Here is a 20,397-nt window from a genome sequence, read left to right on the forward strand (position 1 = left end):
AGCGGGGACGGCGGGGGCGGCGGCGCCGAGGGAGTGCAGCATCCGCCCGACGTCGACGCCGGTGGTGCGCTTGAGCACCTCGAGGGTCTCCTGCAGGTTGCTGCCGACGGACCGGCTCAGGGCGCCGGCGCCGTCGTTGGAGATGACGGTCAGGTCCTTGATGCCGGCGATCGGGCTGGCGAGCGCCTGCGCGACCTGGGGCAGGACCTCCAGGGCGCGCTGGGTGAGCGCGGCCTCGCCGAACTCCTTCAGCGCCTGCGCCTCCTTGGTCAGCGCCTCGGCCTTGGCGGCTCCGGTCGCCGACAGCGCCTCGGCCTGCGCCTGCCCCTCCAGGCGCACCGCGTTCGCGTCCGCGGTGCGGCGCTGCAGCTCGGCCTCCGCGGCCAGCCGCACGCGCGCCGCCTCGGCCTCGGCGGACAGGCGCACCCGCTGCGCGTCGGCCTGCGCGGCGGCGACGGCGGCCTGCTGCTCGGCCTCGGCGGACAGCACCCGCGCGGTCTTCAGCGCCATCGCCTGCTGCTCGGCCTCGTAGCGGCGGGCGTCGGCGGGCTTGCGCACCTCGGTGTCCAGCGTGCGCTCGGTGAGCTCCGCCTGGCGCTGGGCGACCCGCTCCTGCTCCTGCAGGACCTGCTGCTGGGCGGCGGCCTCGGCCAGCCGGCCGGCGGCGTCGGCCTCGGCGGCCGCCTTGTCCTGGTCGGCGCGGAACTGCGCCTGCTGCAGCGCCAGGTCGCGCTGCGCCTGGGCGATCTTGGCGTCGGAGAGCGCCTTGGCCTGCTGGGCCTCCTGGGCGTTGTTCGCCTCGGCGATCTCGGCGGCGCGGCGGGCGTTGGCCGCCTCGGGGCGGCCGAGGTCCTTGAGGTAGTTCCCGTCGTCGCTGACGTCCTGGATCTGCAGGGTGTCCAGGACCAGCCCCTGGTTGTTGAGGCTGGTGACGGCCTCCTCCTCGACCTGGCGGGCGAACGCGACCCGGTCGCGGATGATCTCCTCGACGGTCAGCGTGCCGATGACCCCCCGCAGGCTGCCCGCGAGGACCTCCTGGGTGAACGGCTCGATCTCCTTCTGCTGCTGCAGGAAGCGCTGCGAGGCGGCGCGGACGAAGTCCTCGGTGCCGCCGACCTTGACGATGGCGACGCCGTCCACGTTGAGCCGGATCCCCTGGCGCGAGACCGCGCCGCGGATCGAGATGGGGATGCGCACCGAGGACAGGGACAGGCGGTGGGCCTGCTGCACGAGCGGCTTGACGAACACGCCCGCACCCATGACGACCTTCTGCCCGGACAGGTCGGTCGTCACCTCCCCCGTCTGGGGGTTGGTGACCGGCCGGCCCTTCTTGCCCACGATGATGAGCGCCTCGGACGGGCTGGCGATCTTGTAGCGCGCCTTGACGGCGACGACCACCACGAGCAGCAGGACGAGCAGCGCCCCCACGGCGACGGCGACGGCGACGACGGTGTCCATGCCACGTACCTCCTGGTCCGGCCCGGGCCGCCCGCCCCGGCTGCGACGACGGCGTCGTCGACCAGGCGTCCCGCTGCACCTGCCGCCACCATAGCCACCGGCGCGCCCGGCGCCGGGGCGCCTGCCACGATCGGGTGCATGCCCTCCTGGACCGAGCACGTGATGTGGTGGCACGTCTACCCCCTGGGTTTCACCGGCGCACCGGTGCGCCCCGGCGACGAGCACGACGGGAACACCGCCGAGCGGCTCGTGCGCCACCGCCTGCGCAGGGTCGAGGGCTGGCTGGACCACCTCGTGGGGCTCGGGCTCAACGGCCTGGCGCTCGGGCCGATCTTCGCCTCCTCCACCCACGGCTACGACACCGTCGACCACTTCCGCGTCGACCCGCGCCTGGGCGACGAGGCGGACTTCGACCACCTGGTCGCCGCCTGCCGCGAGCGCGGGGTCCGCGTCCTGCTGGACGGCGTCTTCAACCACGTCGGGCGCGCGCACCCGGCCTTCGCGCAGGTGCTGGCCGAGGGGCCCGACGCGCCGGCGGCGCGGCTGTTCCGCGTCGACTGGACCGGCTGGCGGCCCGGCGAGCCGGTGCGGGCGGAGGTGTTCGAGGGGCACGAGCAGCTCGTCGCGCTGGACCACTCCTCGCCCGCCGTGGTGGACCTGGTGGTGCGGGTGGTGCGGCACTGGCTGGACCGCGGCGCGGACGGCTGGCGGCTGGACGCCGCCTACGCGGTGCCGCCGGCGTTCTGGGCGCAGGTGCTGCCGCAGGTGCGGGCCACCCACCCGCAGGCCTGGTTCAGCGGCGAGGTGATCCACGGGGACGCGGCCGCGTTCGTGCGGGCCTCCACGGTGGACTCCCTCACGCAGTACGAGCTGTGGCAGGGGATCTGGCACGCCATCGCCGAGCGCAACCTCTTCGAGCTCGCCCACGCCCTGCGGCGCCACGACGCGCTGCTGGCCACGTCCGCGCCGTCGACGTTCGTGGGCAACCACGACGTGACGCGGATCGCCTCGGCCGTCGGCCCCGACCTCGTCCCGCACGCCCTCGCCGTGCTCTTCACCGTCGCGGGCGTGCCGAGCGTCTACGCCGGCGACGAGTTCGCCGCCACCGGGGTCAAGGAGCAGCGCCTGGGCGGGGACGACGCCGTGCGCCCGGAGTTCGGCGAGCGGCCACCGGCCGAGGACTCGCTGGGACCGGCCGCGCGCGAGGTGCTGCGCGCCCACCGCGACCTCATCGCGCTGCGCCGGCGCCGCCCCTGGCTGCACCGCGCGCACACCGACGTCGTGCACCTGGCCAACCGCCAGGCGCTCCTGCGCACCGCCACCGGCGCCGGCGCCGTCCTCGTCGCGCTCAACCTCGACGACGCCCCGGCCGCGCTGCCCGCGGCCGACGCCCGCGCGCTGGTGTGCGGGGCGGCGCAGCTCGCCGACGGGCGGGTCCGGCTGCCCGGGCGCGGCTGGGCAGTGCTGGAGGGCTGAGCCGCAGGACCGGGCCCGCCGCCGTCAGGGGGCCGGGAAGGTCGCGGTCCGCACCCGGTTCCGCTCCAGGAACCCTCGGTCGACCTCGACGCCCAGACCGGGTGCCGTCGCCACGGCCACGACCCCGGCGCGCGCGACCACCGGGGTCGTCACGTCGCGGGCGTAGTACTTCTCCGACGCCGACACGTCCGAGGGCAGGGTGAAGCCCGGCAGGCTGGAGAGGGCGACGTTCGCGGCGCGGCCCACGCCGAACTCGTGCATCCCGCCGACCCACGCGGGCCAGCCGAGCTCGCGCGCGAGGTCGTGGGCGGCGACGGCGGCGCTCAGGCCGCCCATCCGCGACACCTTGACGTTGAGGACGCGCCCGGCGCCCAGGGCGTGCGCGGTGCGCAGGTCGTCGACGGTGTCGATCGACTCGTCGAGGCAGACCGGCGTCGACACGCTGCGCTGGAAGGCCGCCGACGTCGTGAACGCGCGCGGGGCGAACGGCTGCTCGAGCATCGTCAGGCCGAACGCGTCCAGCGCGCGCAGCGCCGCCAGGTGCTCCGGGTCGTCGGCGTAGGCGCCGTTGGCGTCGACGTGCAGCAGCAGGTCGTCGCCGAACGCCTCGCGCACCGCGCGCACCGGTTCGACGTCCCAGCCGGGCTGCACCTTCAGCTTCACCCGCGGGTAGCCGGACTCGACGTGGTGGTGGTGCACCTGCGCGAGCAGGTCGTCGATCGTCGCCTCGATGCCCAGCGAGACCCCGGCGACGACCTCCGCGCGGGTGCCGCCGAGGGCCTGCGCGAGCGGCACCTGCTCGCCCTGCGCCCACAGCGCCCACGCGGCCGCGTCGACCCCCGCCGCGGCGAAGCGGTGCCCGCGCACCCTGCGGTAGGCGCCGGCGACCTGCTCGGGCCGCTCGGCGTCGACGCCGACGACGGCGGGCAGCAGGTACGTGGTGGCGACGTGCCAGCTCGTGGCGACGGTGTCGGGGGCGTAGAACGGGTCGCTGGGGCAGGCGACCTCCCCCCAGCCGGTGCGGCCGTCGGCGCCGGTCAGCTCGACGAGCAGGTGCTCGAGGAACCCCTTGCGGTGCGAGCTCGTCTGGAACTCGTGCACCAGGGGCAGGCGCACCTGGTGCAGGTCGGCGCGGACGATCCTCACGGCTGCTCCTCGGGTCGGTCGGTCGGGCGCTCGGGCGGCGGGGCCTCGCCGCGCGCGGGCGGGGCGAAGCCGTAGACGGAACCCCCGTCCTCGCCGCGCCCGCACGTCACGCCGACCAGCCCGGCGCCCAGCAGCTCGTGGAAGCGTGCGCGCACTCGCGCCCGCACGGCGTCGCCCGCCTCCCCGGCGGGCACGACGAGCCGCTCGGCCACCTGCGCGGGCGGCGGGTTCGCCTCGAGGTTCCACTCGACGACGACGCGGTCGGTGCCGGGGCGGAAGTAGAAGTCGTCGACGTACCAGCGGGCGCGGGCGCCGAGGACGTCGAGGTTGAAGTGCGCGTTGCGGCCCAGGACGGGGTCGTAGGCCCAGCGCATCGTGCGGACCCCGTGCGCGCGCACCACCTCGGCCTGCGCCTGCTTGAGCAGCCGGCCCAGCCCGCGGCCCTGGTGGCCGGGGGCGACGGCGGCGCTCTGGGAGTAGTGGTACTCCCCGTGCTCGTCGCGGGCGTGCACGCCGTGGGCGAACGCCAGGAGCCGGCCCGCCTCGAGCAGGCCGACCGCCGAGCCGGCGTTGCGCACCAGGGCCGACAGCAGCCGCGGGTTGAGCTCCATGCCCGGTTCGCCGTGGCCGAGGACCTGCCGGTACAGCGCGCACGCCTGGTCCTGCAGGTCGGCGGTGTCCAGCACCGCGGAGGTCAGCACGGCGGGGTCAACGCGGCGGGGAGCGGCGGGCGGTGCATCCGGGACGCATGCGTGCAGCATCCCGTCCGCCTCCCCGCGGCGGCAAGGCGGGGCGCCTCAGCGCTCGTAGACGTCGGGGATCCCGTTGCCGTCCGCGTCGACGCCCTCCTCCTCCTCGATGCGGCGGTAGGTGCGGTTGCGGGTGGAGAGCAGGACCGCGGCCAGCACCGCCGCGAGGGTGGAGCCCGCGAGCACGCCGAGCGTGACGTGCTCGCCGGCCGTGCTGCCCTCGCCGAAGGCCAGCGAGCCGATGAGCAGCGAGACCGTGAACCCCATCCCGGCCAGCACCGCCATGCCGAGGACGTCGATCCAGTTCAGGTGCTCGTCCAGCTCGGCGCGCGTGAACCTGGACAGCAGCCAGGTGGTGCCGACGATGCCGATCGGCTTGCCGAGCACGAGGCCGGCGACCACGGCCAGGGCCACCGGGTCCCGCAGCGCGTCGGCGACCCCGGACGCGCCGCCGAGGGCGACGCCGGCGGAGAACAGCGCGAAGACGGGCACCGCGAACCCCGTCGACAGCGGGCGCCAGCGGTGCTCGAAGTGCTCCGACAGGCCCGGGCCGGCCTCCGGGCCGCCGGCGGCCCGGCTGCGCAGCACCGGCACGGCCAGCCCCAGCAGGACGCCGGCGACGGTGGCGTGCACGCCGGAGGCGTGCACGAGGCCCCACGTCAGCAGCGCCAGCGGCACCAGCAGCCACCAGGTGCGCACCCGCCGCTGGACGAGGAGGGTGAACAGCGCCAGCGGCACCAGCGCCAGCAGCAGCGGCGTCCACGCCAGCCGGTCGGTGTAGAAGACGGCGATGACCGTGATGGCCAGCAGGTCGTCGACGACGGCGAGGGTCAGCAGGAAGGTGCGCAGCGCGCTCGGCAGGTGCGAGCCGACGACGGCGAGCACGCCCAGCGCGAAGGCGATGTCGGTCGCCGTGGGGGTGGCCCAGCCGGCGAGCGCGCCCGGCGGGGAGTCCGGGTGCAGGGAGGTGACGAGCACGTAGACCAGCGCGGGCGCCGCCATCCCGCCGACGGCCGCGGCGATGGGCAGCGCGGCCGCGCGCGGGTCGCGCAGGTCGCCGGCGACGAACTCCTTCTTCAGCTCCAGGCCGGTGACGAAGAAGAAGACCGCCAGCAGCCCGTCGGCGGCCCAGTGCTCGATCGACAGGTCCAGGTGCAGCGCGGCCGGTCCGAGGTGGAACTGGCGCACCTGCTCGTAGGTGCCGCCGGGCAGGTTGGCCCAGACGAGGGCCAGGGCGGTGGCCACGAGCAGCAGCAGCCCGCCGGTGGTCTCCTGGCGCAGCAGGTCGGCGATGCGGCGGGCCTCGGCGTAGGAGCCGCGGGCGAAGAGGCGGCGCGGGGCGGTGGCGGGCATGCGGGGCACTCGCTTCCGGGGTCGACGACGGAACCGCCGACCAGGCTTCCCGGCACACCGCGCACGAGCGTAGGGGACCCGCGGGCACCGCGCAGCCCGACGGGTGCCGCGACGGGTGTCGCGACGGGTGCCCGGGGCCACCGCAGGGCCCGGCGGCCCGGACTCGGGCACCATCGACGGCAGTGCCGTGCCCGGACGACCGGAAGGACCCCTGCCGTGAGCGGTGGACTCGTAGCCCTGCTGGACGACGTCGCCGTGCTGGCGCGCGCGGCGGCCGCCTCCGTCGACGACGTCGGCGTCGCCGCCGCGCGCGCCGGCGTGAAGGCGGCCGGCGTCGTCGTCGACGACACCGCCGTCACGCCGCAGTACGTGCGCGGCCTGACCGCCGACCGCGAGCTGCCGATCGTGCGGCGCATCGCGCTGGGCTCGCTGCGCAACAAGCTGCTGCTGATCCTGCCCGCGGTGCTGCTGCTCAGCCAGTTCCTGCCGTTCCTGCTCACCCCGCTGCTCATGCTCGGCGGTGCCTACCTGTGCTACGAGGGCGCGGAGAAGGTGTGGGCCAAGCTCAGCGGCCACCACCACGGCCACGGCACGGACGGGGACGCGCTGCCGGACGAGAAGACGATCGTCTCCGGGGCCGTGCGCACCGACTTCATCCTGTCCGCGGAGATCATGGTCATCGCGCTCAACGAGGTCACCGACGAGCCGTTCGCGTCGCGGGCGGTGATCCTCGCGGTCGTCGGGATCCTCATCACCGTCCTCGTCTACGGCGTCGTCGGCCTCATCGTGAAGATGGACGACATCGGCCTGCGGCTGGCCGCCCGGCCCGGCCGGGGCGTGGCCCGCCTCGGCCGCGGCCTGGTCGTCGGGATGCCCAAGCTGCTGACCCTGCTCACCGTCGTCGGGACCGCGGCGATGCTGTGGGTGGGGGGTCACATCCTGCTCGTGGGCACCGACGAGCTGGGCCTGCACGTGCTGTACGAGACCGTGCACCACGCCGAGGAGGCGGCCCACGAGGCGGCCGGGGCCCTCGGCGGCGTCGTGGGCTGGCTCGTCAACACCCTCGCCAGCGCGGTCCTCGGCCTCGTCGTCGGCGCGCTCGTCGTGGTCCTCGTGAGCCTGCTGCGCCGGCTGCGCGCGGGCCGGTCCGCGGGGGCGGGCGCCGCGCACTGACGCCCGGGCGGGGTGCACGGCGGGCCGGGACCCCCCGGGGGCGCCCGCGGACCCGCCGGGTGCGGTTGACTGCACGAGCACCAGCGCAGCCTTCAGCGACGAGGGCGCACGGGCGTGCCGGGGAGCCGACCCGGTCCAGCACGGGAGTCGAGGTCGGGCAGTGGTCGCAGCAGCGCAGTCCCCCGGTGGTGGGCGCCGGCACGCCGGCACGTCGGCCGGCCCCGCGCTGCAGCGCCTGGCGGAGCTGGCCGCGCGGCTGCTGGAGGCCCCCGCCTCGCAGGTCTCGCTGCTCACCGACGTCCAGACCGTCCGCGCGGTCGCCGGCCAGGACACCGCGCTCATCGGCTCCACCGGCCCGCTGGTGGACTCGCTGTGCACCGTGACGGCCGCCGGCGGCGTCCCCCTCGTCGTGGAGGACGCCGCGAGCGACCCCCGGGTGGCGGCGCTGCCCCCGGTGACCAGCGGGGCGGTGGGCGCCTACCTGGGCGTCCCGCTCGTCGGCTCCGACGGGCACGTCGTCGGGGCGCTGTGCGTGCTGGACCCGGCCCCGCGGGCCTGGAGCAGCACCGACGTGGACGTCCTGGCCGGTCTGGCCGGCGCCGCGGCCAGCGAGCTGGAGCTGTCGGCGCTCTCGCTGCAGCACGAGTCCGACCGGCTGCGCTGGCAGCTGGCCGTGGCCGCCGCCGGTGTGGGCGGCTTCGACTGGGACCTGCGCACCGGCGCCCTGGTCTGGGACGAGCAGCTGCTGGGGATGTTCGGCTACGGGCCGGACGCCGGAGGCGGGAGCGGCTTCGACGGCACCATCGAGGCCTTCGAGGCCCGCGTGCACCCCGACGACCTGCCGCGGGTGCGGCAGGCGCTGCAGCAGGCGATCGCCGCGTGCGGCACCTGCGAGGCGGAGTACCGCGTCGTGCTGCCCGCGGGGGGCACCCGCTGGGTCAAGGCCCGCGGCCAGGCCCTGGCCGACGCCGAGGGGCGGGCGGTGCGCGTGCTGGGAGCGGCGTACGACACCACCGGCGAGCACGGCGACGACGTGCGCATCGCGCGGGTGCTGGAGTCGATGTCGGCGGCGTTCTACTCCCTGGACCGCCGGTGGCGCTTCACCTACGTCAACGCCGAGGCCGAGAAGCTGCTGCAGCGCGGGCGCGAGGAGCTGCTCGGCGGGGTGCTCTGGGAGCTGTTCCCCGACGCGGCGGGCTCCGCCTTCGAGGAGGGCTACCGCCGCGCCGTGGCCACGGGGCGGCCGGTGACCTTCGAGGCGCACTACCCGGCGCCGCTGGACGGCTGGTACGAGGTGCGCGCCTGGCCGGACCCCGACGGGCTGTCGGTGTACTTCCTCGACGTCACCGAGCGCCGCCGCGCCCAGCAGCAGGCCGAGGCCGAGCGGGCCGCGGCGCAGCAGGCGCAGCGCGACGCCGAGCGCACGGCGGAGCGCCTGCAGCTGCTGGGCTCCGTCAGCGCCGACCTGAGCGGGACGCTGGACACCCAGGAGGCCGTGGCCCGCCTGGCCCAGCGCCTGGTGCCCACGCTGGGGGACTGGTGCATCGTCACCCTCGTCGAGGACGACGGCGTCCTGCGCGACATCGGCGACTGGCACGTGGACGCTGCGCTGCGCCCGGTGCTGCGGCGCTACCGCGAGGTGCGCATGTCCTGCCTGGACCCGGCCGCCCCGCTGCACCGGGCCCTGCGCGACAGCCGCCCCGTCGTGGTGGGCGACCGGTCCACCGAGCGGCTCGCGGCGATGCTCGCCGAGCCGGCCCGCGGCCTGCTGCGGCGGCTGGCGCCGGAGTCCGCGCTGATGCTGCCGCTGCGGGCGCGCGGGCGGACCGTGGGGCTGGTCACCGTCTTCCGCGGCGCGGGCTCGGCGGACTTCGGCGAGGAGGACGTGCTGACGGCCGTGCAGGTCGCCGAGCGCGCCGCGCTGGCCCTGGACAACGCCCGCCTGTACGGCCAGCAGCAGCGCATGTCCGAGGGCCTGCAGCGCGCCCTGCTGAGCGCGCCGGTGGAGCCGGACCACCTGCAGGTCGTGGTGCGCTACCGCCCCGCCGCGGCCGCCGCGCAGGTCGGCGGGGACTGGTACGACGCCTTCCTGCAGCCCGACGGGGCCACGGTGCTGGTCATCGGCGACGTCATGGGGCACGACATCGAGGCGGCCGCCGCGATGAGCCAGGTGCGCTCGCTGCTGCGCGGCATCGCCTACCACGGCGGCGAGGCGCCGGCGGCGGTGCTCTCCGGGCTGGACGCGGCGATGGAGGGCCTGGCGGTGGCCACCACCGCCACCGCCGTGGTGGCCCGCCTGGAGCAGGGCGCCGACGAGCGCGCCCGCGGCGTCACCCGGCTGCGCTGGTCGAACGCCGGGCACCCCCCGCCGGTGCTGCTGACCGCCGACGGCACCGTCACCACCCTGGGCGGGGCGGGCCACGACCTGCTGCTGGGCATCGCCCCGCACCGGCCTCGCGTCGACGAGGAGGCCGAGCTGGAGCGCGGCTCGACGCTGCTGCTGTACACCGACGGGCTCGTCGAGCGCCGCGACCAGGACCACGACGAGGGCCTGCTGCGGCTGCGCCGGGCGGTGGGCGAGCTGGCCGGGCAGGGCCTGGACGAGCTGTGCGACGGCGTCCTGGAGCGGTTGCTGCCCGCGCGGGCCGAGGACGACGTCGCCCTGGTCGCGGTGCGCCTGCACCCCCAGGACCTCCCCCGGCCCGCGGAGGCCGGACCCGTCGTCGTGCCGCCCAGCCGGCCCCGGCGGCCCGACCCGTCCGGCCCGCCCGGCGGGACGGCGCGCTGACCGGTCCCCCGGCCCCCGCGCCGGGCGTGCACGACCTACAGCAGGGCGGCCAGCCGCAGGCCGAGCGCGGCGGCCAGCAGCGTCAGCACGAGGTTGCCGGCCAGGTTCGCCGCCGCCGCCCGCAGCGCCCCGCGCCGCGCCAGCCGGACGGTGTCCACGGCCGCCGTGCTGAACGTGGTGAACCCGCCGCAGAACCCGGTGCCGAGCACGAGCCGCCACCCCTCGCCCGCGCCGGCGAGCACCAGGCCGGTGAGCACGCCGAGCAGGGCCGAGCCGGTGACGTTGACGACGAGGGTGCCCCACGGGAAGTCGCCGGGGCGGCGGGCGCGCACGGCGCCGTCCACGGCGAACCGGGTGGCGGCGCCCAGGCCACCCGCGAGCACCAGCAGGGCGATCACCGGGCCCGTCCCCGCCCGAGCGCGGCGGCCAGCGCGGCGCCGGCCGTCGCGGCGAGCAGCCCGCCGGCCAGGCTCGCGGCGGCGTAGCCCAGCGCGAGCGGACCCCGCCCGCCCGCCAGCAGGCGCTCCAGCTCGACGGCGAAGGCGGACCACGTCGTGAACCCGCCGCAGAACCCGGTGCCCAGGAGCAGGCGCCACCGCCGCAGCGCCGCCGTCTCCGGTCCCCGCCGCAGCAGCGCCTCCAGCAGCGCGCCGAGCGCGAACGCGCCGCCGAGGTTGACCAGCAGGGTCGCCGGCGGCCAGCCGGCGGCGGGGACCGCGACGCCGACGGCCCAGCGGGCCAGCGTCCCCGCCGCGCCGCCGGCGGCGACGAGGGCGAGCAGCCGGGGGTCGCGGTGGGCGGGTCTCACCCGGCGATGATGCCCCGGCGGGCGGGTCCGGCGGGGCTCAGCCCCGCGGGGCGTCGGCCAGCGGCCAGCCGCCGGCCGCCAGGTGGGAGGAGACCCGGGCGACGTCGGCCGGCGAGGCCTCGTCGAGGGTGGCCTCGTTGATGAGCCGTTCCACGTCGGCGGTGGTGATGACCTCGCCCTGGCGGGCCAGGCCGACGAGGTCGGCGGAGATCTGGTGGACCTCCAGGTCGGTGCACTTGCGGCGCAGGATGCCCAGGAGGGCGACGTAGTCCTGGCGCGGCACGCCGGCCGGGTACCCGGCGCGCAGCCAGTCGACGACCCGCCCCGCGATGCTCGTCGAGCTCGTGGCCATGGTGGGCGCTCCCCTCACTTGTCGACGATCGCGGGCACGACGTGCTCGAAGCTCAGCGTCTTGCCGAAGCCGCTGGCGACGATGAAGGTGATGCCCGTCGCCACGACGAGCACGACGACGGCGAAGCAGACCACGGCCAGCACCTTGCCGACCGGGTGCCCCGGGGCGTGGCTGGTCTCCGCGTCCCCGCCGGCGCCGTAGGCCATGGCGCGGATGCCGGCGGAGAAGAGCACGGGGATGCCCGCGCCGAGCACGAGCCCGACCACGAGGATCTGCCCGACGGCCCGCAGGGCCAGGCTGACGACGTCTCCCACGGTTCCTCCTCAGACCGCGGCCGGGGTGCGCTCGGCACCCCGGCTCGCGTCCCACTCGTCGTTGACGTTGCCGGCGTGCACGGGGTTCTTGCGGGAGTGCACCAGGACGGCCGCCGTGACGGCCAGCAGGATCGCGACGACGGCCGCGGCGCCGAGCAGCCCGCCGCCGAGCACGTCGCCGATCCACCAGGTGAGCGCGCCCACCAGGCCCGCGGCGGGGATCGTGGTGAGCCAGGCGACGAGCATCCGGGCCGCGACGCGCCAGCGCACGCTCGCGCCCGGCTTGCCGATCCCGGAACCCAGCACCGAACCCGTCGTCACGTGGGTGGTCGACAGCGCGAACCCCAGGTGGCTGGAGACGAGGATGACGGCGGCCGAGGACGTCTCCGCGGACATCCCCTGCGGCGGGGCGATCTCCACCAGCCCCTTGCCGAGGGTGCGGATGATGCGCCAGCCGCCCAGGTAGGTGCCGGAGGCGATGGCCAGCGCGCAGGCGGCCTTGACCCAGAACGGGATCTCGGTGGTGCTGCTCCAGTGCCCGGAGGCGATGAGGCCGAGGGTGATGACCCCCATCGTCTTCTGCGCGTCGTTGGTGCCGTGCGCCAGCGAGACCAGCGACGCGGAACCGATCTGGCCCCAGCGGAAGCCCTGGTCGGTGAAGCGGGTGGCGACGCCGGAGACGACCCTGTAGACGAGCCAGGTGGCGACGGTCGCGACGACCGCGGCGACGACGGGCGAGGCGAGCGCGGGGACGATGACCTTGCCCACGACGCCGTCGATCTCGCTGCCGTCGCCGCTCCAGTTCACCCCGGCCCAGCCCAGGCCCGCCACGGTCGAGCCGATGAGCCCGCCGAACAGCGCGTGCGAGGAGCTGGAGGGCAGGCCCAGCAGCCAGGTGAGCAGGTTCCAGACGATCGCGCCGACGAGGCCGGCGAGCACGATGAGCAGCAGCGCGGAACCACCGCCGGCGAGCAGTTCCGGTCTCGGCGACCCGTCGGGGTTCTGGATCTTCACGACCGCGTTGGTGACGGTGAGGGCCACCTCGACCGACAGGAACGCGCCGACGAGGTTCAGCACGCCGGAGAGGGCGACGGCGGTCTTGGGCCGCAGTGCGCCGGTGGCGATGGACGTGGCCATCGCGTTCGCGGTGTCGTGGAAGCCGTTGGTGAAGTCGAACGAGAGAGCGACCACCACGACCAGCACGAGGATGACGGTTGCGGTCTCCACGTCTGCAGAGGCTGCACCGCCCGGGGCGCCGGCGACAGCCGGATCCGGGCCCCGGCGGCGAAGTTCACGCGGCGTTCACCGCCCGTCGGGAACTCCGCCGCCGCGGGATCAGGGAGCGGGGCGGCGGTCGGCCTCGAGGATGGTGCGGGCACCGACGACCAGCAGCGGGTCCGGCGTCCCCACGACCTCGTGGTCCTTGTCGTCGTAGGCGAAGCGGGAGAGGACGTGGCGCATGGCGGCCAGCCGGGCGCGCTTCTTGTCGTTCGTCTTCACGACGGTCCAGGGCGCGGAGGCGGTGTCGGTGCGGGCGAACATCGCCTCCTTGGCGGCGGTGTAGTCGTCCCAGCGGTCCAGGCTCTCCAGGTCCATCGGCGACAGCTTCCACTGGCGGACCGGGTCGATCTGGCGGATCGCGAACCGCGTCCGCTGCTCGGCGCGGGTCACCGAGAACCAGAACTTCACGAGGTGGATCCCGTCGTCGACGAGCATCCGCTCGAACAGCGGGACCTGGTCCATGAACCGCTCGTACTCGCGGGGGGTGGCGAAGCCCATGACGCGCTCGACGCCGGCGCGGTTGTACCAGGAGCGGTCGAAGAGCACGAACTCCCCGGCCGCGGGCAGGTGCTGGACGTAGCGCTGGAAGTACCACTGCGTCGACTCGCGCTCGGAGGGCTTCTCCAGGGCGACGACCCGCGCGCCGCGCGGGTTCAGGTGCTCCATGAAGCGCTTGATGGTGCCGCCCTTGCCCGCCGCGTCGCGCCCCTCGCAGAGCACGACGACCCGCTCGCCGCTGGACTTCAGCCACCGCTGCAGCTTCAGCAGCTCGATCTGCAGCAGCCGCTTCTGGGCGTCGTACTCCTGGCGGGACAGGCGCTCGGGGTAGGGGTAGTCCTCGCGCCAGGTGTCGACCGGGCTGCCGTCGGCGTGCAGCAGGACGGGCTCGTCCTCGTCGTCCAGGACGGTCATCCCGGTGTCGGCGAGCAGGTTCACGCGTTCTCCTCCAGCAGGTCCCCACGGCGGTCGCACCGGCCGGCGGCCACCGGCGGCTGGCACGGTACGTCAGGCGCCGCGCCGCCGCAGGCCGCCGGCGGCCGATCGGGGGGACGTGCGGGTGAACTCCGGCTGAACACCGCGCCCGTCGCCGCGGGCACCGCGCTCAGCGCCGGTAGCGCTCCACGAAGCGGCGCAGGACCAGCGGGGCGTGCTCGGCGCGGGAGCGGCGCAGGCGCGCGAGGACCTCCTCCAGCCGCTCGGGCGGGAAGTACCCCTCGTCCCGGTAGGCCAGCACCCGCTGGACGATCCCCTCCACGTCCAGCTCGGGGTGGAACTGGGTGGCGTACAGGTTGCGGCCCACGCGGAAGGCCTGGACCGGGCAGCTGGGCGAGGAGGCCAGCACCACCGCCGACGGCGGCGGGACGCGCAGCGCCTCCTTGTGCCCGACGAAGGCGTCGAAGACGGCGGGCAGGCCGCCGAGGACCGGGTCCTCGCGGCTGGCGTCGGTGAGGCTGACGGGCACCGTGCCGATGGGCTCGCCGTAGGTGGTGTCGACGACCCCGCCCTGGTGCACGCCCAGCGTGCCGACGCCGTAGCAGGCGCCGAGGAAGGGGAAGTCGGCGGCGACCACCCGGTCCAGCAGCGCGCCCAGCTCGCGCTCGACCCGGCGCTGGTCGGCGGACTTGCTCTCCTCGGGGTCGCTGGTGCAGAACGGGCTGCCGCCGACGACCACCCCGGACAGCTCCTCGAGGTCCACCTCGGGCAGCGGGTCGCGCTCCAGGCGGACCCGCACCAGCTCGTGCGGGCGCAGGCCCCCGTAGCGCAGGACGGCGGCGTGCTCGGCGTCCGCGACGGCGTCGTCGGCCCGGGTGGCCAGCAGCAGGAACGGCTTCACGGGCGCACGCTAGCGCCGCCGGTGCAGGATGCTGCACGTGAACAGCCCCGAACTGCTCGGCGGCGCCGTCCTGCACGGCGGCGAGCGCGCCACCCTGCGCCTGGAGCGCGAGTACCCGCACCCGGTGGCCGCGCTGTGGACGGCGCTGACCCTGCCGGAGCTGACCCGCCGCTGGTGGGCCGACCTGCGGGCCGACCTGCGGGTGGGCGGGGAGTTCTCCCTCATGTGGCTCTCCGGGCCCGCGCAGGACCTGGAGTGGTGGCCCGGGGAGGTCACCGCGCTCGACCCGCCCCGGCTGCTGGAGCACACCAGCAGCGAGCACGGCCTGCTGCGCTGGGAGCTGCAGCCGCTGGACGCCGGCGCCCTGCGCGCGCGGACCCGGCTGACGCTGACGAACGAGCTGGAGGGCGAGGACGCCTGGGTGCCGATGTCGCTGGCGGCCTGGCACCTGCACCTGGAGCAGCTGCAGGCGGCGCTCGAGGGCGGCGGCGCCGACTGGAGCACCTGGGGCGCGAGCGCCGACCGGCGCCTGCGCGCGCTGCGGGACGCCTACGCCGCGACCCTGCCCGGCGTCGACTGAGCACCCCGGCGGAGCGCGACCCCCGCTGCCGTGACAAGGACGCTTGACACGGCGGGCGGGACGCGCGATCGTCGTGCCATGACAAGCGACCTTGACACGCGCGGACCCAGCAACGGCGACCGCGCCCGCTCGCGCGCCTACCTGCGCGACTTCGCGCCCGCCATGGCGGCCTACACCGTCGTGGTCGTGGCCGTGGGGACCTGGGGCGGCCTCGGCGGCGACAGCCCCTGGCGCTACGCCTGGGCCCTGCTGCCCGTCCTGCCCGTCGGACTGGTGGTGCGCGCCGTGGCGCGCGGGCTGCGCCGCTCGGACGAGTACGCCCGGCTGCTGCAGCTGAGGGCCCTGGCGGTCTCCTTCGCCGCCGCGATGCTCGCCTCCGTCGCGCTGGGCATGCTGGCGATCGCCGGTGCGCCGCTGCCGGCGGAGCTGCTGCCCTGGCTCGTCTTCGGCGCGGGCATGCTCACCTGGATCGTGAGCGCCGCCCTGTCCGGCCGCGGCTGACGGCGCCGCCGCCGTGGACAACCGCATCCGGCAGCTCCGGGTGGAGCACGGCTGGACCCAGGCCGCGCTGGCCGACCTGCTGCAGGTCTCCCGGCAGACGGTCAACGCCCTGGAGACGGGCCGCTACGACCCCAGCCTGCCGCTCGCCTTCCGCATCGCCCGCCTGCTGCAGCAGCCCATCGAGTCCATCTTCGACCCCGGCGAGGAGCTGGACGTCCCGGCCGGCGCACCGGCGCGCTGAGCGCACCGGCCGCGGGGCGGCGGGTGCGGGCGGGTCAGCAGGCGCGGGCCGCGGCGCGCACCCCCGCCAGGAAGCGGGTCAGCTCGGCGGGCTGGGCGAAGGTCACCGTGCGCGCGCGGCCGCTGTGGTGGGCGACCGCGACGTCCTCCACCCGCACCCCGAACATGATCAGCTCCATCGCCAGCCCCTCGGGAACGAAGTCGCGGGCGTGCAGCTCCAGCGCCTCGGCCCGTCCGCGGTCGTCGAGGGAGGACCACCACTGGGCGAGGGGATCGGATCGGCTCACCCTGGTGTTCGCGGCACGACGCGCCGGGCGCTTGACGGGCCGTCCCCCGAACGCGGGCGCAGCACCACCCGATCGGATCGCACGCGCGGTCCCGCGGGGCGCCCCCGGTCCCCGATGATGGACGGGTGCCGCACCGCCGAGACCTCGCCGTCGCCTCGGCCGACCTCTTCACGGGCCTGCTGCGACGCACCCACCTGTCCCGCCCCGACCAGCTGGCCGACGTCGTGGCCGAGGAGGCCGCCGCCGCCCTGGACGCCGAGGACGTCGTCGTGTCGCTGGTCAACCACGAGCACACCGCCCTGGTCCAGGTGCCCCGCCGGGGCGTCCCGGTGCGCGAGGACCAGCCCGTGGACGGCTCCATGGCCGGGCGCTCCTTCGCCAGCACGCGCGTGCTGTCCGCCGACGCCGGGCCCGACCGGCACGGGCGGCCGCGCCGGCGGCTGTGGGTGCCGCTGCTGGACGGCACCGAGCGCCTCGGCGTGCTGGAGCTGACGGTCCCCCTCGGCGCCGGCGAGCAGGAGGTCCCCGCGGACGAGGTCGCCGTCTGGGAGCGCTACGCGCACCTGGTGGCGATGGTCACCATCTCCAAGAGCGCCTACAGCGACGTCGTGGAGCAGGTGCGGCGCTCCAAGGCCATGACCGTGGGCAGCGAGCTGATCCACGCCGTGCTGCCCCCGAGCACCTACGCCACCGAGGGGCTGGTCCTCAGCGGGATGCTGGAACCGGCCTACGACCACGGCGGCGACGCCTACGACTACGCCGTCAACGCCGACGCGGTGCACGTGGCGATCTTCGACGGGATGGGCCACGGCCTCGCCGCCGCGGGGCTGACCACGTTCGCGCTGGGCACCTACCGCGCCGCGCGCCGCTCCGGCGCGGACCTGCGCGGGACGTACGCCCTGGTCAACGAGGCGGTGCTGCAGCAGTTCGGCGGGGACCGCCACGTCACCGCCGTCCTGGCCCGCTTCGAGCCCGACAGCGGGCGCCTGACCTGGATCAGCGCCGGGCACCCGCCGCCGCTGCTGCTGCGCGACTCCCAGGTGGTCAAGGCGCTGCGGGCCAAGCCCGCCTTCCCGCTGGGCTGGCCGTTCCCGGTGGACCCCCAGGCCGACCTGGTCGTCGCCGAGGAGGTGCTGCAGCCCGGCGACGCCGTGCTGCTCTACACCGACGGGCTCACCGAGGCCCGCCGCCCGCACGAGGACATGCTCGGCGTGGACGGGCTCGCCGCCTTCCTGACGCAGGAGGCCGCCGCGGGGCAGTCCGCGCCGGAGACCCTGCGCCGGCTGCGCCGCGCGGTCCTGCAGCGCCAGGGGGGTCAGCTGCGCGACGACGCGACGGCGCTGCTGGTGGAGTGGCGCCGCGGCAGCGAGCAGGACGCCGTGCCCCAGACCGTCCTGTGACCCGCGGCACCCGCCGGCGCTCGGGGGCCGGGCGTCAGCGGATGCTGCGGGCCAGCTGCAGCAGCGACTCCGGGGCGTCGTCGCGCGGCAGCACCAGCTCCACGAAGGCCGCGTGGTCGGGGTCGGCGCGCACCTTCGCCAGCACCTCCACCAGGTCGGCGGGCGTGCTCGCGCGGTGCACCGGCACGTGCGGGGCGCCCAGCGCCGCGGGCAGCTTCGTCCAGTCCCACTCCACGACGTCCTGGTAGGGCGCCTCGGGGCTGCGGATGGCGCGCTCGACGGTGTAGCCGGAGTTGTTGACGAGCAGGACGGTCGGGGTCAGGCCGAGCGAGAGCAGCCGCCCCAGCTCCTGCACGGTCAGCTGCGCGGACCCGTCCCCGATGACGAGCACCGTCTCGCGGCCGGGGGCGGCCAGCATCGCCCCCAGCGTGGCGGGCAGCGTGTAGCCGATGGAGGACCACACCGGCTGGCCCAGCAGGTCGCAGCCGTCGGGCAGCACCACCTCCAGCGCGCCGTAGAACGACGTGCCGGCCTCGGCGACGAGCAGCGTGCCGGGCAGCAGCCACTGCTGCAGCAGCGGCCACAGGTCGGCGTGGGTGAGCGGTCCGTCGGGGTCGGCCGGCACGTGGCGGGCCGGTGGCGCCACGTCCTGGCGCGGCAGCGGGGCCGGGCGCGGGGAGCGGGCCTCCAGGACCTCCTCGAGGATGCGCAGCGACTCCTCCAGGTAGAGGCCGTAGAACGCCTGCCCGGCGATGCGGGCGTGGTCCAGCTGCAGGTCCACGGCCCGCTCGGGGTCGAAGGCGTGGGTGAAGGAACCGGTGAGGAAGTCGGTGAGCACGACGCCGGCGAGCACGAGCGGCGAGGCCTCGTCGACGCGGCGCCGGGTGGCCGGGTCGCGGGTGAAGCGGCCCGCGTAGACGCCGAGGGTGGCCGGGTGCGACTCGTCGAGCATCGCCTTGGAGGCCGACTGGGTCGCCACCCGCACGCCGTTCTGGGCGGCCAGCGCCCGCACGAGGTGCTCCAGGCGGCGCCGGTGCAGCCGGGGCCCGGCCAGCAGCGTGACCTCGGGGCTGTCGCCGAGGAAGTCCGCCAGCGCGCGGCGGAACTCCTCGGCCGAGCCGGCGTCGCTGCGCAGGACCGGCAGCGGCCGCGACAGCGGTGCGGCCGACACCCGGGCGGTCGCGACGTCGGAGGGGATGCCCAGGTAGACCGGCTGCGAGGAGCCGACGGCGGTCATGAGCGCCTGGTCGACGCTCGTGCCCGCCCCCTGGGCGCGGACCACCACCGCGCACGCCGTGACCTCGGCGGCCACGCGCACGAAGCGCCCGAAGTCGCCGTCGGCCAGGGAGTGGTGCAGCAGCGCGCCGTCGGCCATCGCCCGCGTCGGCGGCAGCCCGACGACGTGGACGACGGGCACGTCCTCGGCGCGGCTGCCGGCGAGGGCGTTGACGGCCGACAGCTCCCCCACGCCGAAGGTGGTGACGAGGGCCGCCGGCCCGCGCCGCAACCGAGCGTGACCGTCGGCGCAGTAGCCGGCGTTCAGCTCGTTGGAGGAGCCGATCCACCGCAGCCCGCCCGCGCCGAGCAGCTCGTCGAGCAGGGCGAGGTTGAAGTCGCCGGGCAGGCCGAAGAGGTGCCGCAGCCCGAGCTGCTCCAGCCGCCGGGCGAGGTAGGCCCCGACGCTGACCGTCCCGGGGTCCGCACCCGTGTCCGCTCCCATGCGCCGAGGACACCCCCTCGCGGTCGGAACGCGCAACAGGCGCGGACGCGGTTGGTCGGATCGACCAGTCCCGGGGGCGTGGATGCCCATAGGGTGGTCGACGTGACTAGCCTCGACGAGACCGACCGGCGCCTGCTGCTCGCGCTGGACCGCGATCCGAGGGCCACCGTCGCGCAGCTGGCCCTCGACCTCGGCCTGGCCCGGGGCACCGTGCACAGCCGCCTGGAGCGCCTGGGCGCCGACGGCGTGCTGCGGGCGAACTCCACCCGGCTGGACCCCGCGCGGGTGGGGCTGCCGATGCGGGCGCTGGTCACGGCGGGTGTCGAGCAGAGCGAGTTCCCCGGTCTCGTGGAGGACGTCTCGCGCATCCCCGAGGTCGTGGAGTGCGTGGGCATCTCCGGCGACTCCGACCTGATGATCCAGATCGCCGCGCGCGACGCCGACCACGTCTACGACATCACCCAGCGGATCATGCGCTGCCGCGGCATCCGCCGGACCTCGACGTCGATCGTGCTGCGCGAGCTGCTGACCTACCGGATGGACCACCTGCTGCGCTGACCGGCGGGCTCGCTCGTCGCTAGGGTCGATCGGTGGCACCGTCGGCACCGCGCGCACCCGGGGCACCGGCCCCGCGACCCCCCGCCGAGCGGCCCCCCGCCGGGTGGGCCGCCTGGGCGCTGACCGCCGCCGCGCTGCTGCCGGTGGCGCTCGCCGTGCTCACCACCGCGCAGGTGCTCACCGGCGCCGTCGACGAGCGCTGGTTCGCCTCGTACTCCACCGACCGCGACGGGAGCACGACGATGACCGTCGACCCGGGCGTGACGTTCTGGCAGCGGTGGTCGGTGCTCGCGCTCACCGTCCCGCTCGCCGAGGCGCTGCTGGCCTCGGCGGCGGCCTGCACCGCGCTGGCGGTGCTGCGCCTGGTGGGCCGGCCGGC

The 20,397-nt window shown here is 75.9% G+C and carries 21 protein-coding genes and 1 pseudogene; 9 read left to right on the forward strand and 13 right to left on the reverse strand.

Translation table 11 applies throughout. The features are described 5' to 3' along the window. Nucleotides 1-1,458 (reverse strand): flotillin family protein (locus GTQ99_RS06680; RefSeq protein WP_166614966.1); only part of this gene is annotated, 1,458 nt, incomplete at its 3' end. A gap of 138 nt (nucleotides 1,459-1,596) precedes the next feature. On the opposite strand from GTQ99_RS06680, the gene GTQ99_RS06685 reads away from it, so the two are divergent. Then, nucleotides 1,597-2,934 (forward strand): alpha-amylase family glycosyl hydrolase, encoded by a 1,338-nt coding sequence (locus tag GTQ99_RS06685; protein ID WP_166614967.1) that lies wholly within the window; start codon nucleotides 1,597-1,599, stop codon nucleotides 2,932-2,934. Between the two features lie 24 nt (nucleotides 2,935-2,958). Here the strand turns inward: GTQ99_RS06685 and menC are convergent, their stop codons facing one another. The 3 genes from menC to nhaA all read right to left on the reverse strand — a co-directional run bounded on the left by menC (nucleotide 2,959) and on the right by nhaA (nucleotide 6,182). Then, entirely contained in the window at nucleotides 2,959-4,080 is a 1,122-nt protein-coding gene (gene menC / locus GTQ99_RS06690) for an o-succinylbenzoate synthase (RefSeq protein WP_166614968.1), read from the reverse strand. After that, the gene (locus GTQ99_RS06695; RefSeq protein ID WP_205706931.1) at nucleotides 4,077-4,781 is read right to left on the reverse strand and encodes a GNAT family N-acetyltransferase; all 705 of its coding nucleotides are present in this window, start codon (nucleotides 4,779-4,781) and stop codon (nucleotides 4,077-4,079) included. The genes menC and GTQ99_RS06695 overlap by 4 nt, the downstream gene beginning before the upstream one ends. Before the next feature lie 96 nt (nucleotides 4,782-4,877). Beyond that, nucleotides 4,878-6,182 carry a Na+/H+ antiporter NhaA gene (gene nhaA / locus GTQ99_RS06700; RefSeq protein WP_166614970.1) on the reverse strand — a complete coding sequence of 435 codons (1,305 nt, stop codon included), beginning with the start codon at nucleotides 6,180-6,182 and terminating at the stop codon, nucleotides 4,878-4,880. A 216-nt stretch (nucleotides 6,183-6,398) separates the two neighbouring features. Here nhaA and GTQ99_RS06705 point away from each other — a divergent pair, with 216 nt between their 5' ends. Both GTQ99_RS06705 and GTQ99_RS06710 read left to right on the forward strand, forming a co-directional pair. Continuing rightward, the gene (locus tag GTQ99_RS06705; protein ID WP_166614971.1) at nucleotides 6,399-7,355 is read left to right on the forward strand and encodes a DUF808 family protein; all 957 of its coding nucleotides are present in this window, start codon (nucleotides 6,399-6,401) and stop codon (nucleotides 7,353-7,355) included. 160 nt (nucleotides 7,356-7,515) lie between these two features. Then, complete coding sequence (locus GTQ99_RS06710) at nucleotides 7,516-10,143, forward strand: SpoIIE family protein phosphatase (RefSeq protein ID WP_166614972.1); 2,628 nt, start codon at nucleotides 7,516-7,518, stop codon at nucleotides 10,141-10,143. Nucleotides 10,144-10,178: 35 nt separating this feature from the next. Here GTQ99_RS06710 and GTQ99_RS06715 read toward each other — a convergent pair whose 3' ends face one another. The 7 genes from GTQ99_RS06715 to GTQ99_RS06745 form a co-directional block, all read right to left on the reverse strand. Beyond that, entirely contained in the window at nucleotides 10,179-10,541 is a 363-nt protein-coding gene (locus tag GTQ99_RS06715; RefSeq protein WP_166614973.1) for a CrcB family protein, read from the reverse strand. Further along, nucleotides 10,538-10,951 (reverse strand): CrcB family protein, encoded by a 414-nt coding sequence (locus GTQ99_RS06720; RefSeq protein WP_166614974.1) that lies wholly within the window; start codon nucleotides 10,949-10,951, stop codon nucleotides 10,538-10,540. The genes GTQ99_RS06715 and GTQ99_RS06720 overlap by 4 nt, the downstream gene beginning before the upstream one ends. A gap of 37 nt (nucleotides 10,952-10,988) precedes the next feature. Then, nucleotides 10,989-11,303 carry a DUF3349 domain-containing protein gene (locus tag GTQ99_RS06725; RefSeq protein ID WP_166614975.1) on the reverse strand — a complete coding sequence of 105 codons (315 nt, stop codon included), beginning with the start codon at nucleotides 11,301-11,303 and terminating at the stop codon, nucleotides 10,989-10,991. Nucleotides 11,304-11,317: 14 nt separating this feature from the next. Continuing rightward, on the reverse strand, nucleotides 11,318-11,617 hold the full coding sequence (locus GTQ99_RS06730; protein ID WP_166614976.1) for a hypothetical protein: 300 nt from the start codon (nucleotides 11,615-11,617) through the stop codon (nucleotides 11,318-11,320). 9 nt (nucleotides 11,618-11,626) lie between these two features. After that, a complete protein-coding gene (locus GTQ99_RS06735) occupies nucleotides 11,627-12,844 on the reverse strand; it encodes an inorganic phosphate transporter (protein WP_166614977.1) in 1,218 nt (405 codons plus the stop codon). A 108-nt stretch (nucleotides 12,845-12,952) separates the two neighbouring features. Further along, nucleotides 12,953-13,810 carry a polyphosphate kinase 2 gene (gene ppk2 / locus GTQ99_RS06740; protein WP_166614985.1) on the reverse strand — a complete coding sequence of 286 codons (858 nt, stop codon included), beginning with the start codon at nucleotides 13,808-13,810 and terminating at the stop codon, nucleotides 12,953-12,955. A gap of 190 nt (nucleotides 13,811-14,000) precedes the next feature. Further along, complete coding sequence (locus GTQ99_RS06745; RefSeq protein ID WP_166614978.1) at nucleotides 14,001-14,732, reverse strand: glutamine amidotransferase; 732 nt, start codon at nucleotides 14,730-14,732, stop codon at nucleotides 14,001-14,003. 37 nt (nucleotides 14,733-14,769) lie between these two features. Here GTQ99_RS06745 and GTQ99_RS06750 point away from each other — a divergent pair, with 37 nt between their 5' ends. The 3 genes from GTQ99_RS06750 (at nucleotide 14,770) to GTQ99_RS06760 (ending at nucleotide 16,054) form a co-directional block, all read left to right on the forward strand. After that, nucleotides 14,770-15,312: an SRPBCC domain-containing protein gene (locus tag GTQ99_RS06750; protein ID WP_166614979.1), complete on the forward strand. Its 543-nt coding sequence runs from the start codon at nucleotides 14,770-14,772 to the stop codon at nucleotides 15,310-15,312. Between the two features lie 78 nt (nucleotides 15,313-15,390). Beyond that, nucleotides 15,391-15,813, forward strand: a complete 423-nt coding sequence (locus tag GTQ99_RS06755) for a hypothetical protein (protein ID WP_166614980.1) — start codon at nucleotides 15,391-15,393, stop codon at nucleotides 15,811-15,813. A gap of 13 nt (nucleotides 15,814-15,826) precedes the next feature. Further along, nucleotides 15,827-16,054: a helix-turn-helix transcriptional regulator gene (locus GTQ99_RS06760; protein ID WP_338074773.1), complete on the forward strand. Its 228-nt coding sequence runs from the start codon at nucleotides 15,827-15,829 to the stop codon at nucleotides 16,052-16,054. 34 nt (nucleotides 16,055-16,088) lie between these two features. Here the strand turns inward: GTQ99_RS06760 and GTQ99_RS06765 are convergent, their stop codons facing one another. Then, on the reverse strand, nucleotides 16,089-16,340 hold the full coding sequence (locus GTQ99_RS06765; RefSeq protein ID WP_166614981.1) for a hypothetical protein: 252 nt from the start codon (nucleotides 16,338-16,340) through the stop codon (nucleotides 16,089-16,091). A gap of 125 nt (nucleotides 16,341-16,465) precedes the next feature. Between GTQ99_RS06765 and GTQ99_RS26685 the strand changes: the two genes are divergently transcribed. Further along, nucleotides 16,466-17,740: a SpoIIE family protein phosphatase gene (locus tag GTQ99_RS26685; protein WP_166614982.1), complete on the forward strand. Its 1,275-nt coding sequence runs from the start codon at nucleotides 16,466-16,468 to the stop codon at nucleotides 17,738-17,740. 34 nt (nucleotides 17,741-17,774) lie between these two features. Here GTQ99_RS26685 and GTQ99_RS06775 read toward each other — a convergent pair whose 3' ends face one another. Then, nucleotides 17,775-19,460, reverse strand: coding sequence for an alpha-keto acid decarboxylase family protein (locus GTQ99_RS06775; protein WP_166614983.1), 1,686 nt, complete (start codon nucleotides 19,458-19,460; stop codon nucleotides 17,775-17,777). A gap of 102 nt (nucleotides 19,461-19,562) precedes the next feature. Here GTQ99_RS06775 and GTQ99_RS06780 point away from each other — a divergent pair, with 102 nt between their 5' ends. Further along, nucleotides 19,563-20,018 carry an Lrp/AsnC family transcriptional regulator gene (locus tag GTQ99_RS06780; RefSeq protein ID WP_338074774.1) on the forward strand — a complete coding sequence of 152 codons (456 nt, stop codon included), beginning with the start codon at nucleotides 19,563-19,565 and terminating at the stop codon, nucleotides 20,016-20,018. A 32-nt stretch (nucleotides 20,019-20,050) separates the two neighbouring features. After that, nucleotides 20,051-20,397: pseudogene (locus GTQ99_RS06785) on the forward strand (hypothetical protein); the annotation flags it as partial.

This window comes from Kineococcus vitellinus (assembly GCF_009906315.1).
GTDB classification, from domain to species: Bacteria; Actinomycetota; Actinomycetes; order Actinomycetales; family Kineococcaceae; genus Kineococcus; species Kineococcus vitellinus.

Bases quoted from the DNA above. Each gene is read 5' to 3' on its own strand.
- GTQ99_RS06685 (WP_166614967.1), top strand. From the start codon at position 1,597: ATGCCCTCCTGGACCGAGCACGTGATGTGGTGGCACGTCTACCCCCTG.
- GTQ99_RS06755 (WP_166614980.1), top strand. From the start codon at position 15,391: ATGACAAGCGACCTTGACACGCGCGGACCCAGCAACGGCGACCGCGCC.
- GTQ99_RS06775 (WP_166614983.1), bottom strand. From the start codon at position 19,460: ATGGGAGCGGACACGGGTGCGGACCCCGGGACGGTCAGCGTCGGGGCC.
- ppk2 (WP_166614985.1), bottom strand. From the start codon at position 13,810: ATGACCGTCCTGGACGACGAGGACGAGCCCGTCCTGCTGCACGCCGAC.
- GTQ99_RS06725 (WP_166614975.1), bottom strand. From the start codon at position 11,303: ATGGCCACGAGCTCGACGAGCATCGCGGGGCGGGTCGTCGACTGGCTG.
- nhaA (WP_166614970.1), bottom strand. From the start codon at position 6,182: ATGCCCGCCACCGCCCCGCGCCGCCTCTTCGCCCGCGGCTCCTACGCC.